10 protein-coding genes and 1 tRNA gene are annotated in these 10,700 nt (G+C 68.1%); 4 read left to right on the top strand and 7 right to left on the bottom strand.

The window, feature by feature from the left end:
• Positions 1-69 precede the first annotated feature (69 nt).
• The 3 genes from MT490_RS17215 to MT490_RS17205 form a co-directional block, all read right to left on the bottom strand.
• Positions 70-282, bottom strand: a complete 213-nt coding sequence (locus tag MT490_RS17215) for a DUF1289 domain-containing protein (protein ID WP_297390479.1) — start codon at positions 280-282, stop codon at positions 70-72.
• Positions 279-1,721: a DEAD/DEAH box helicase gene (locus tag MT490_RS17210; RefSeq protein ID WP_297390477.1), complete on the bottom strand. Its 1,443-nt coding sequence runs from the start codon at positions 1,719-1,721 to the stop codon at positions 279-281. Before MT490_RS17210 ends, MT490_RS17215 begins: the two co-directional genes overlap by 4 nt.
• A 92-nt stretch (positions 1,722-1,813) precedes the next feature.
• Positions 1,814-2,272 carry a hypothetical protein gene (locus MT490_RS17205; RefSeq protein ID WP_297390476.1) on the bottom strand — a complete coding sequence of 153 codons (459 nt, stop codon included), beginning with the start codon at positions 2,270-2,272 and terminating at the stop codon, positions 1,814-1,816.
• Positions 2,273-2,345: 73 nt separating this feature from the next.
• Between MT490_RS17205 and MT490_RS17200 the strand changes: the two genes are divergently transcribed.
• Entirely contained in the window at positions 2,346-3,794 is a 1,449-nt protein-coding gene (locus MT490_RS17200) for an FAD-binding oxidoreductase (protein ID WP_297390475.1), read from the top strand.
• Between the two features lie 46 nt (positions 3,795-3,840).
• A complete protein-coding gene (locus MT490_RS17195; RefSeq protein ID WP_297390473.1) occupies positions 3,841-4,620 on the top strand; it encodes a SapC family protein in 780 nt (259 codons plus the stop codon).
• Positions 4,621-4,929: 309 nt separating this feature from the next.
• Here the strand turns inward: MT490_RS17195 and MT490_RS17190 are convergent, their stop codons facing one another.
• Positions 4,930-5,775, bottom strand: a complete 846-nt coding sequence (locus tag MT490_RS17190) for an N-formylglutamate amidohydrolase (protein ID WP_297390471.1) — start codon at positions 5,773-5,775, stop codon at positions 4,930-4,932.
• Between the two features lie 114 nt (positions 5,776-5,889).
• Between MT490_RS17190 and cpdR the strand changes: the two genes are divergently transcribed.
• Positions 5,890-6,264: a cell cycle two-component system response regulator CpdR gene (cpdR, locus tag MT490_RS17185; protein ID WP_135987514.1), complete on the top strand. Its 375-nt coding sequence runs from the start codon at positions 5,890-5,892 to the stop codon at positions 6,262-6,264.
• Between the two features lie 60 nt (positions 6,265-6,324).
• Positions 6,325-6,399: transfer RNA gene (locus MT490_RS17180), tRNA-Val, on the top strand.
• A gap of 65 nt (positions 6,400-6,464) precedes the next feature.
• On the opposite strand, the gene MT490_RS17175 is transcribed toward MT490_RS17180, so the two are convergent.
• Genes MT490_RS17175 through MT490_RS17165 form a run of 3 tightly spaced genes read right to left on the bottom strand, consistent with a single transcriptional unit; the run spans position 6,465 to position 10,548 of the window.
• Positions 6,465-8,213, bottom strand: coding sequence for an ATP-binding protein (locus MT490_RS17175; protein WP_297390467.1), 1,749 nt, complete (start codon positions 8,211-8,213; stop codon positions 6,465-6,467).
• A complete protein-coding gene (locus tag MT490_RS17170; RefSeq protein ID WP_297390465.1) occupies positions 8,210-8,764 on the bottom strand; it encodes a YfiR family protein in 555 nt (184 codons plus the stop codon). Before MT490_RS17170 ends, MT490_RS17175 begins: the two co-directional genes overlap by 4 nt.
• Positions 8,764-10,548 carry a TonB-dependent receptor gene (locus tag MT490_RS17165; RefSeq protein WP_297390463.1) on the bottom strand — a complete coding sequence of 595 codons (1,785 nt, stop codon included), beginning with the start codon at positions 10,546-10,548 and terminating at the stop codon, positions 8,764-8,766. The genes MT490_RS17170 and MT490_RS17165 overlap by 1 nt, the downstream gene beginning before the upstream one ends.
• Positions 10,549-10,700 lie beyond the last annotated feature (152 nt).

The raw sequence follows: 10,700 nt of genomic DNA, 5'->3' as shown, positions 1-10,700 counted from the left end.
ATCCTTTCTCGATCGCGCAACTTTATGAGCGAATCCGCGGGAAAAGTGCGAAGTTAAGCGCGCCGAATCCTACAAATAGCCGTCCCGACTCAGCGCAGTCATCCGCGCCGGCAATTGCTCCATCACCGCGTCGCGATCGGCGGGGGTGGTGGCGCCCCAGCGGGCGATCTCGTCGAGCGTGCGGCCGCAGCCGATGCACCAGCCGGTTGCGGCGTCCATCCTGCAGATGCCGGTGCAGGGCGAGGCGATCGGCCGCGGTCCGGCATCCGCCGGGCCGGTCACGCGCCGAGCGTGTACTTCAGGAAGTCGGGCACCGGGCCGTTCCAGCCGTCATCGGGCTCGTCCTGCTCGCCGCGTGCCTGGCGGCGCGGTTCAGGCCGCTCGTCGCCGCGGCCCCGGCCGCGTCCGCCACGCTCGCGGCGGGGCGCTTCGTTGCGCCGCGGTCCGGCTTCGCGGGGAGCGCGGGCTTCGGGCTCGGGCGCGGCCTCGATTTCGGCTTCCGGTTCGGGCTTGCGCTGCGGTTCGGCCTCGGCCTTGCGTCCGCCCCTGCGGCGCGGCGCGGCTTCGCGCTTCGGCGATTCCGCGTCGCGCGCCGGAGCGCCGGCCACCTTCACCCGCTCGATCTTCTGCCCGGTGAGCTTCTCGATCTCGGCGATGTTCTCGGCATCGTCGGGCGCCACCAGCGTATAGGCGGTGCCCTTGGCGCCGGCGCGGCCGGTGCGGCCGATGCGGTGGACATAGTCGTCCGGATGCCAGGGCGCGTCGAAATTGTAGACGTGGCTGACGCCCTTGATGTCGAGCCCGCGCGCGGCGACGTCCGAGGCGACGAGGATGTTGACGTCGCCCGCCTTGAACCGGTCGAGCTCGGCGATCCGGGCGGGCTGGTCCATGTCGCCATGGATCTCGGCCGAACGGAAGCCGTGCTTCTTGAGGCTCTTGTTGAGCTCGCGCACCGTCGTCTTGCGGTTGCAGAAGATGATCGCGGTGGTGACGTCGTCCTCGCGGAGCAACGCGCGCAGCGTTTCGCGCTTGGCGAAGGCGCTACCCGGCACTTCGACGATGCGCTGGGTGATGTTGGTATTGGTCGTCGCCGGGCGGGCGACCTCGACTCGCTTGGGGTCGTTGAGGAACTTGTCGGCGAGCTTCTTGATCACCGGCGGCATCGTCGCCGAGAAGAGCAGGGTCTGCCGGCTCTTGGGCAGCTTGGTGCAGATCTCCTCGATATCGGGGATGAACCCCATGTCGAGCATCCGGTCGGCCTCGTCGATGACGAGCAGGTTGCAGCCGGTGAGCAGGATCTTGCCGCGCTGGAACAGGTCCATCAGTCGGCCGGGCGTGGCGATCAGCACGTCGACGCCCTTTTCGAGCGCCTTGACCTGGTCGCCCATCTGCACGCCGCCGATGAGCAGGGCCATCGAGAGCTTGTGATTGGTGCCGTACTTCACGAAATTCTCGGCGACCTGCGCGGCGAGCTCGCGCGTCGGCTCGAGGATCAGGCTGCGCGGCATCAGCGCGCGGGTGCGCCCTTCGCCGAGGATGTCGATCATCGGCAGCACGAAGGCGGCGGTCTTGCCCGTGCCCGTCTGGGCGATGCCGATCAGGTCCTTGCCCATCAGCACGGACGGTATCGCCTGGCGCTGGATCGGAGTCGGGTCGGTATAGCCCGCGTCGGTCACCGCGCGCAGAAGGTCGTCAGACAGGCCGAGATCGGCAAAGCTCATGCATTTTTCCGGAAAAGGGCGTGGTCGCCCACGCCGCCAAAGCCTTCACGCGCTTGCGGATTTGGCCGCCGATGTCAAGCCGCAGAAGGCCCTCAGCGTGCTGGAACCAGCGATGCGAAGGACTGGACGGCGCATTGACGGCCCGAGCGTGAGCGGATCGAGTCGCGCTTGGCGCACATCTTCCGGTCCTTGTTCGCCTTGACGTAGAAGCCGCCGTAGAAGCCGAGCGCCGGGCAGTCGTTGCCCAGCTTCGCGCGGAGCAGCGATCCGTTCTTGAGCACCAGATCGACGCTGTCGAAACGATTGACCGAGAAGCCCGCCAGATCCTCCATCCGCACGCAATCGTCCGCCTTCTTCTCGACCAGGGCGGCCGGGCGCGGGGCGCGCATGATGATCGTCGTGGTGCGGACCGTGACGCGCGGGACGTGGATGGTGACGCGCTGCTGCTGGAACTGCTCGCCTACCATAGCCCAATCGAGCCGCGCCGGCGGGGAAGCCGGAGCAGCCAACAGCAATAGCAGACCGGAGGCGGCGATCAGCGGGTTCAACATGTCTGATGGGGCTATTACGGGATAGTTTTGAACAGTGGATGAACTGATATGCCGCGTGCTAATCGGCGCGGCCATGACACCAGCGCAGCGCCAGCTTGTCGAGACCGTCCTTCAGCGCTTCGGCCCCAAGGCCGCGACCACCGATGCCGATGCCATCGCGCCATGGCTGAGCGACTGGCGCGGCCGCTATCATGGGCAGGCGCCGGCCTTGCTCTCGCCGGGCTCTACCGACGAGGTCGCGGCGATCGTGGCGCTGGCCGGGGAGGCGGGAGTCGCCCTGGTCCCGCAGGGCGGCAATACCGGGATGGTCGGCGGCGCGACTCCGCCCGAGGACGGATCGGCGCTGCTGCTCTCGCTCCGCCGGATGAACCGGATTCGCGCGCTTTCGCCGGTGAGCAACCTCGCCGTCGCCGAAGCAGGGGTGATCCTGGCCGATCTCCGCACCGCAGCCGAGGAGGCGGGACGGCGCTTCCCGCTCGATCTCGGCGCGCGCGGGAGCGCGACGATCGGTGGGCTCGTCTCGACCAACGCGGGCGGCACCCAGGTGCTGCGCTTCGGGACGATGCGTAGCCTGGTCGCGGGAGTCGAGGCGGTGCTGCCCGACGGTTCGATCCACGATGGGCTGGCCGCGCTCAAGAAGGACAATCGCGGCTATGACCTCAACCAGCTGCTGATCGGCGCTGAGGGCACGCTCGGCATCGTCACCGCGGCGACCTTGCGGCTGGTCCCCGGCATGGCGGCGCGGGCGGTGGCATGGGTAGGGCTCGCCAGTCCGGCCAAGGCGCTCGAACTGCTGCGCGCGCTCGAGGCGGGCACCAACGCCGTCGAGAGCTTCGAGATACTGCCCGAGAAGACGCTCGAACTGGTGCTGCGGCACGTGCCGGGCACGCGCCGGCCGCTCGCGACGTCGCAGCCCTGGCACGTGCTGATCGAGGCGGTGACCACCGATCCCGCCGCCGAATCGCCCGCGATCCTGCTCGAGCGACTGCTTGCGCCGACACTCGAGAGTGGACTGGCAGATGATGCGGTGATCGCCGCGAGCGAGGCGCAGGCCGAGGATTTCTGGCGCATCCGCCATTCGATCTCGGAGGCCGAGCGCGCCGGCGGGCCCGCGCTGCAGCACGACATCTCGGTACCGGTCGACGACATGCCGCGCTTCATGGTCGAAGGCGGCGCCGAGGCCGAGGCGCGCTTTCCGGGAACCGAGGCGGTGGCCTATGGCCATCTGGGTGACGGAAACGTCCATTTCCACGTCCGCGCGCCCGCCGGGGTCGATCCCGCGGCCTGGTATGCCGAGGAGGGGCCACGAATCTCGCATCATGTCCACGACATGGTCGTCGCGGCGGGTGGGTCGATCTCCGCCGAGCATGGCATCGGCCAGATGAAGCGTGCCGAACTGGAACGCCTGAGCGCGCCATCGCGGATCACCGTACTGAGGGCGATCAAGGCGGCGCTCGACCCGCGCGGTATTCTCAATCCGGGAAAACTGGTGACGCTTGCGCCCGACGCCGCGAGACCATAGACCTTCGCGCGAATTTCAAGTCAGCATCTTTTCAGGAGAGTTTCGGATGGCCAGTGCGCCACAACAGTCGCTTCCGTTGTTCTACAACCAGCTCGAGCCGCTTTCGAGCCAGGCGCACGCCGATTTCCGCATCCGTGTTCGCGACAAGGCGCCGTTCCTTGCGACGCAGCATGCCGTGCCGGTCACGGTCGAGGAATTCCCGCTGGTCCAGCGCTTCCTCCCGATCGTCTTCTCGGTGGGCGAGGATCCCGTTCCGCTCGCGCTGATGGGCCTGAACGAGGGCGTGAACACCTTCTTCGACGAGGAAGGCACGCTGCTCGAGCAGAATTTCTACGTCCCCGCCTATATCCGCCGCTATCCCTATCTCCTCGCGCGCCTGCGCCAGGATGCCGATGAGCTGTCGCTCTGCTTCGATCCTTCGTCCGACACGATCGGCGCGTTCGAGGAAGGCGAGAAGCTGTTCGAGAATGGCGAGCCGACCGAGACGACCAAGAACATCCTCCAGTTCAACGAGCAGTTCGAGCAGGCCGGCGCGCGCACCGCGATGTTCATGAAGGACCTCAAGGAGCTCGGCCTGCTGATCGACGGCGAAGTGACCATCCAGCAGGAAGGCCATGAGCAGCCGTTCGTCTATCGCGGCTTCATGATGATCGACGAGAACAAGCTCAACGAGCTGCGCGGCGATCAGCTGCGCAAGATCGTCCAGAACGGCATGCTGCCGCTCATCTACGCACACCTCTTCTCGCTCGCGCTGATGCGCGACATCTTCGGGCGCCAGGTCCGCATGGGCAAGATGCCCCAGCCGCAGCTGGTCAACCCGGCGTAAACCGGCCCAAAGACGTTTGATTTCGCGCGGCGATCATCCCTCACGGGGTGGTCGCCGCGCTTGATTCCGGCTGAGGCCCATATTCAAAACCGAAGACGGGGGAGGCGGCCAACGTTTGATCGCCGCTGCGGCACGCTTCCGCGCCGGTCCCGCGCAGGGCCTTGAACTCCCTGCCGTCTCCCTTATATTTGCTGTGTACGGCGTCGTGTCCCCCCTTTCGCGAGGCCGTGCGGCACGCCCTTGGGCGTGTCTCCTCCCTGAACCTTGGCCACCTCGTGCCTAGTGCACGAGGTGGTTTTTTATTGGGCGCTATTCGGCGGCGATCGCCGTGGGGAGGGCCTCGTCGGTGACTGCGTCGATGATCGCGCGGAGCAGCCGAGTAGTGGCGGGAAGCCCGGCGCCGGGACCGTCCAGCGCCGCGTCGAGATAGAGCGCGCGATCGAACTCGAGCTGGATGGCGTGGATGCCGCGCCGCGGCTCGCCGTGCCGCTCGAGGATATGGCCGCCCGAATAGGGCGCGTTGATCGCGGTCGCCACGCCGTGCGCGCGCGCGATGCCCTCGATCCGGCCGGTGAAGCGCGCTGCGGCCGATTTGCCGAACCGGTCGCCCAGTACGAGGCGCGGGGCGCTCGCGGGCGGGCCGAGCGACGGCATCGAATGCACGTCGATCAGGACGGCGACGCCGAACCGCGCCCGCGCCGACGCCAGCGCCGCGGCGAGCGCAGCGTGATAGGGTCGGTGGTCGGCATGGATCCGCATCTGGACCTCGTCGGCCGAGAGCCGGCGCTGCCAGATGTCGCCCGAATTGCCGACCCGGCGCGGCACGAGTCCCAGTCCGCTGCGCAATTTGGCCGATTGCGGCCGGCCGATCGTCACCGCGCCGTCGTCGAGCCGGGGGTCGCGCTCGTGCTCCGCGCGGTTGAGGTCGATCCAGGCGCGGGCGCGCTGCGCGACGAACAATGTCTCGGCGCCGCGTGCGTCGATCCCCAGCGCGTCGGCATGGCGATCCTCGAGCCCCTGGAGCGCCGCCAGGGGTACGCGCAGCGCAGCGCGCAACGGAAGCGGATAATCGCGGCCCGCGTGCGGCACCGAGAGAACCACCGGTGTGAGCGGTTCCAGGGGGCCATGGCGCACGAAGGAGGGCGATGACGTCACTGATCCCTGACTAGGCACGGGACGCCTTGTCAGCAATCACCCCGCTGCGATCCTGCTGGAAATTTTTAAAGGCTTTGCGCATAGGATGACCGCCTCTGACTGGTTGGGGTAGTGATGATCCGAATTCTGCTGGCCGAGGATGACCGTGTGATGCGGGAATACCTCACCCGGGCGCTGGAGCGTTCGGGCTATGCCGTCAGCGCCGTCGATCGCGGCACGGAAGCGATTCCCCTGCTCGAGACCGAGCGATTCGATCTCCTCCTCACCGACATCGTCATGCCCGAGATGGACGGGATCGAGCTTGCGCAGCGCGCGAGCGAGATGGCGCCCGAGATGCGCGTGATGTTCATCACCGGCTTCGCGGCGGTGACGCTCAAGGCCGGAAAGCAGGTGCCGCAGGCGCGCGTGCTCTCCAAGCCCTTCCATCTGCGCGACCTCGTGCTCGAGGTCGATCGCATGTTCCAGTCGGAGAATGCCGGCTTCAACTGATTTTCATGTTCGGGGCGCTTGCGCAGGCCCGAAAGCCTCGCTAAAGCGCGCCCTCCTTGGGGGCGTGTAGCTCAGTGGTAGAGCACTGTGTTGACATCGCAGGGGTCGCAAGTTCAATCCTTGCCACGCCCACCATTAAAGAAGCCCGCGTTGAGCCCCTCGGCTCCGCGGGCTTTTTCATGCCCTGAGCGGCGCCCTGACTAAGCGCCGCTGCTTTCGGGCGTAGGGCGCAGTGCCGCGTCGATCACCGAGGACAAGGTGTCGAGCCGATAGGGCTTGAGCAACACGGGCCGTCCGCCGGCACCCGAGCGCGATATCTCGTCGCTATAGCCGGTGGTCAGGATCACCGGCAACTCGGGGCGCAGGGTGCCCAGCGCTTCGGCGAGTTCGAGACCGCTCATCCCGGGCATCACCACGTCGCTCAGCACCACGTCGAACTCCGCGGCCCGCGCGACTTCCATGGCCTCGTTGCCGGACCGGGTGCGGACGACACGGTGTCCCAGCTCGCGCAGCAGCGCCTCGGCGAACTCGCCGACTTCCTCATTGTCCTCGACGAGCAGCACCGAACCGGTCCGAGCGCCGTCGGCCAGCGCCTGCCGGTCCTCGGGCATTCCGCTCTGCTCGAGATCGCTGCAGGGGAGCAGGATGGTAACGCGCGTTCCCTGTCCGGGTGCACTTTCGATGCGCAGTTCGCCGCCCGATTGCGAGGCGAAACCATAGACCTGGCTGAGCCCCAGCCCGGTGCCCTTGCCCGCCGCCTTGGTGGTGAAGAACGGCTCCATCGCACGCTCGATCGTCCCCGGATCCATGCCGCTGCCCGAATCGCTCACCGTGAGCGCGATCATTGGACCCTGTTCGCCCGACAGCCTGGCGGTGGCGATGTGCAGCGTGCCGCCCTCGGGCATTGCGTCGCGGCCGTTGACGGCGATGTTGAGCACGGCCGAAACGAGCTGGGCGCGATCGGCCTCGACGGTGCAGACCTCGTCGGTGAGATCGGTCTCGACGCGCACGCGCTCGCCGAGCGTGCGATCCAGCAGCTCGGTCATCCCGGCGACCATCATGTTGACGTCGATGACCTCGGGCTTGAGCGGCTGGCGTCGGGCGAAGGCGAGCAGCTGGCTCGTCAGCGCCGCCGCGCGCGCCGCCGCCTGGACGATCGCGTCGGCATAGCGCTTGCGGCGATCCTCGGGCAGCCCGGGGCGCTGGAGCATGTCCGCGGAACCCTGGATCACCGTCAGGAGATTGTTGAAATCGTGCGCGATGCCGCCGGTCAGCTGGCCGAGCGCCTGCATCTTCTGCGCCTGGCGGAGCTGCTCCTCGGCCTTGGCGCGCTCGCCGACCTGATGGGTGAGCTCGGCGTTGCTCGCGGTGAGCGCCGCGGCGCGCGATTCGAGCTCGCGATTGGCGCGGCTGAGCGTGAGCTGCGCGATGCCCAGCACCACCGCCACCAACGCGGCCATGACGACGAGCAGGCCGACCAGCAGATAGCGGCGCAGGCGCGTCGAGAAGGGCTGGGGATCGACTGCGATCAGCGCCGTGCCGAGCTGCTCGCCCGACCGCGTGACCGGCACTTCCGCGGTGATCGCGTCGCCCCGGCTCCACTCCGCCGGGTCGAGCTGGACGGGCACCGTCTCGCCGCGGCGCGCATAGCCGGCGACCAGCGCCCCGGCCCGGTCATAGATCGCCGCTCTCCGCACCTGGCGATTCACGCGCAGCGTATCCACCGATTCGCGTGCGGCGGCGGCGTCGCCGAAATCGAGTGCCGCGGCGACGCTGGCGGCGAGGATGTCGGTCTGCGCATGCGTCTCGCGCTGTTTCTGGGCGAGGTAGCTCGATTCGCCCTGCGCGACGATCAGGATGCCGGCCAACAGCAGCAGCACGACCAGCGCCGCGGTGATGGCGATCGGAAAACTGCGCCAGCGGCCGGTGATGTCCTCGATCCGCATCATTGCGCGCGCTGCTTCACATCGATCGCCAATGCGAGCAGGCGCGAGCTGACCGCGATGCCCCGCTCGCCCGCGGCCGCATCGTCGATGGAGAAGCGCACGCGCCCGGCGATGGTCGCGAAATGGATCATGCCGTGCGACCTGCTCCAGCGGCTGTCGGTGATGGTGAGCGTCGGCTGGCGGCGGAGCGTTGCCAGCACCGACGATGTCTGCTGCTCGTTCGCCCCGGCGACATAGGCCGCGTGGCAACCGGCGACCGCGGGAGACTCGGCGTCGGGGAACCGGCGCACCGCCACCGAATGCCCGTCGACCACTTCGCTTGCGGCGGCGCGATCGAGCATCGGCCCGAAGGGATCACGCCCGATGACGCAGAGATAGAAGGGCTGGCTCGCCTCGGGCTGAACCCCGGCCGGCAACTCGATATAGCGCACGAACTTGGGCAGGAACGCCGCCTTCACCGCTTCCTCGCTCGCCTGGTTGTGCGGCTGCGCGGCTGCGGGCAGCAACATCGCTGCGACCGCGCCGAACGCGAGCCGGAGCGCCGCGGTCCGCATCAGAAGCGCAGCCGCGTTCCGGCATAGACGCTGCGCTCGATCCACTGGGCGCGCTGTACGTCGTTGCTCTCGAGGTGGCGGGCGTGCAGCAGGTTCTCGCCGGCGACGTAGAGCTCGACGGCTTCGGCGACGCGGAAGCTCAGCCGGGCGTCGGCCTCGACATAGCCGTCGACCTGCGGACTATCGAGGCCGTCCACGGCGCGGAGGCTGAGGTCGAGCAGCAGGCCGCTCGGCAGCGTCACTTGCGAGCGGAAGGTGAAGCGATAGTCCGGATCCTGGCCGAGCGAGGCGCCGGCGGTGAGATCGATCGCCCCTGGGCGGACCTCGAAATCCTTGCGGAGCCATGCCGCGCCGCCGGTCACCCGCCACCAGGGAGCGAGCTGCTGCGTGACCGCGGCCTCGAGCCCATAGGTCTGGCCGCGCAGGTCGTTGCTGAGCTGGAGCGGGAAGGGATTGCCGATGAAGGTGGCGCTGCGCAGGTCGCTATAGTCGTTGTAGAAGAGCGACAGCGACAGCGAGGTGGAGGAGGTGGGCTGCCCCCGATAGCCGGCCTCGTACGCCGTGAGCTTCTCCGAGGCGAAATCGGGGGCACGGGCGAGGAAGACCGGCTCGGTCAGATCGCGGTCGATCCGCGAAGGGGTGCGCACCGCCCGTGATATCGCGGCCCAGAGCAGGGCCCGCTCGCCCGCCTGCCAGGCGAGCCGCAGGCTGGGGAGCAATTGGACGCCGGTGTAGGAGGAACTCTCCAGCTTGGCGCCCGCGGTGACCGAGAGCTTCGACGTCAGCGCGAACCGGTCCTGGAGAAAGGCGTTGCCGATCCACAGCCGGGCACGCGGCGGATCGAGCTGGAAATCGTTGAGCGTATTCACGAAGAGGTCGCGGGTGGTGCGCCCGCCGATGCCGGCGACCAGGTCGTGCCGGCCGCTGGCGAGGTTGTACTGGACCTCGGCGTCGACCGTCTCGAGCACGTCGACGGTCAGCAGGGCGCGCCGCTTGAAATAATCGTAATAGGCCTGGAACTGGAACGACGAGCTGTCGGTCAGGTCCCGCCGCCAGCGGCCGAGCAGGTTGTACCCACGATCGCCATCGCCGGGGACCCGGAAGCTGTCATTATCGAAAATGTCGCCTTGCAGCGTGAAGCGGCTCGCCCCGCTGTGCATGTCGGCGCGGAAGCCCGCCTGCCAGCCGCGGATGGCGTCGTCGAACGCCGGTGCGATGCCGGCCGCCGGCATGTCCTCGCGGTCATAGCCGTTGGCGTAGACGCGGACCGCGGCATCCTCGCCGAGCTTGAAGCCGTAGCGCGCGCCGAAGGTCCGCTCGCGTGCACCCGCCGTGCCGCGCACCAGCACGCCCTGTGCGTCGAAGGCGTCCTTCGACAAGATGTTGATCACCCCGTTGACCGCATTGGGGCCATAGAGTGTGCCGCCCGGGCCGCTGATCACTTCGATCTGGGCGATGTCCTCGAGCAGCGGCGAGCGGAGCTCCCAGAACACGCCCGAATGGAGCGTCGAATAGCCGCTGCGCCCGTCGACCAGCAGGAGCAGCTTGTTCGAGGGCTCAACGCCGCCGAAGCCGCGGGCGCTGATCGCATATTGCGTGGCGTTGACCCGGGCGACCTGCAGCCCGGGTGCCTGGCGCAGCACCTCGGGGATCGAGGTCGCGGGAGAGCGGAGAATGTCCTCGTTGGTGATCACCCACGTCGCGTTGGGAACGCCCCGGAGCGGCTCCTCGCGCTTCGACGCCGAGCGGACCGGCAGCTGGGCCAGCTCCTCGATCGACAGCATGGAGAGGTCCTGCGGCTCTTCGTCCGCTGCACTGGCTGGCAGCGGCGCCAGGATCAGAAGTGGCGCCCACCATCGGATCTGCATCAAGTCCGGCACTCGCTAGCTGCTGCCCCCCGGCCGCAAGTCTTTGTGTTTCCGGAAGCGCGAGGGGT

The sequence above is a fragment of the Sphingomonas sp. genome (assembly GCF_026460985.1).
Classification (GTDB): domain Bacteria; phylum Pseudomonadota; class Alphaproteobacteria; order Sphingomonadales; family Sphingomonadaceae; genus Sphingomonas.
This window is presented reverse-complemented; position numbering and strand designations above follow the sequence as displayed.

Excerpts from the sequence above, each read along its gene's own strand:
- MT490_RS17210 (WP_297390477.1), bottom strand. The coding sequence starts at position 1,721 with ATGAGCTTTGCCGATCTCGGCCTGTCTGACGACCTTCTGCGCGCGGTG.
- MT490_RS17205 (WP_297390476.1), bottom strand. The coding sequence starts at position 2,272 with ATGTTGAACCCGCTGATCGCCGCCTCCGGTCTGCTATTGCTGTTGGCT.
- MT490_RS17200 (WP_297390475.1), top strand. The coding sequence starts at position 2,346 with ATGACACCAGCGCAGCGCCAGCTTGTCGAGACCGTCCTTCAGCGCTTC.
- MT490_RS17195 (WP_297390473.1), top strand. The coding sequence starts at position 3,841 with ATGGCCAGTGCGCCACAACAGTCGCTTCCGTTGTTCTACAACCAGCTC.
- cpdR (WP_135987514.1), top strand. The coding sequence starts at position 5,890 with ATGATCCGAATTCTGCTGGCCGAGGATGACCGTGTGATGCGGGAATAC.
- MT490_RS17175 (WP_297390467.1), bottom strand. The coding sequence starts at position 8,213 with ATGATGCGGATCGAGGACATCACCGGCCGCTGGCGCAGTTTTCCGATC.
- MT490_RS17170 (WP_297390465.1), bottom strand. The coding sequence starts at position 8,764 with ATGCGGACCGCGGCGCTCCGGCTCGCGTTCGGCGCGGTCGCAGCGATG.
- MT490_RS17165 (WP_297390463.1), bottom strand. The coding sequence starts at position 10,548 with ATGCTGTCGATCGAGGAGCTGGCCCAGCTGCCGGTCCGCTCGGCGTCG.